Source organism: Dactylosporangium sucinum, assembly GCF_014647515.1.
Taxonomy (GTDB): Bacteria; Actinomycetota; Actinomycetes; order Mycobacteriales; family Micromonosporaceae; genus Dactylosporangium; species Dactylosporangium sucinum.
Window position 1 is genome coordinate 663 of sequence record NZ_BMPI01000200.1, and the last position, 273, is coordinate 935.

The 273-nt window shown below is 69.2% G+C and carries 1 pseudogene; it reads right to left on the reverse strand.

The window, feature by feature from the left end:
- Nucleotides 1–273 (reverse strand): annotated as a pseudogene (locus tag IEZ31_RS55810) (glycosyltransferase); the annotation flags it as partial.

Genomic DNA, 273 nt, shown 5'->3' on the forward strand with positions numbered 1-273 from the left:
CGGGCGCCCCGATGAGCAGGAACGCGTAGTGCCGCCAGAGCACCTTCTGCCGGTACGCGCGGGCGAACTCGCGCAGCCCGAGCAGCTGCGTCGCGAGGGTGATGAGGATCGGCACGAACGGCGCGTACATGAGCATCGCCACGAACACCGGCACCTTGAGCCAGACGATGGTCGCGATCGACAGCGGGAGCAGCAGCGCGGAGAACGCCTGCAGGAACGGGGTGGCGAGGATGTAGCCGGCGAGGACGCGTTGGCGCAGTGTGGGGAGGGTGG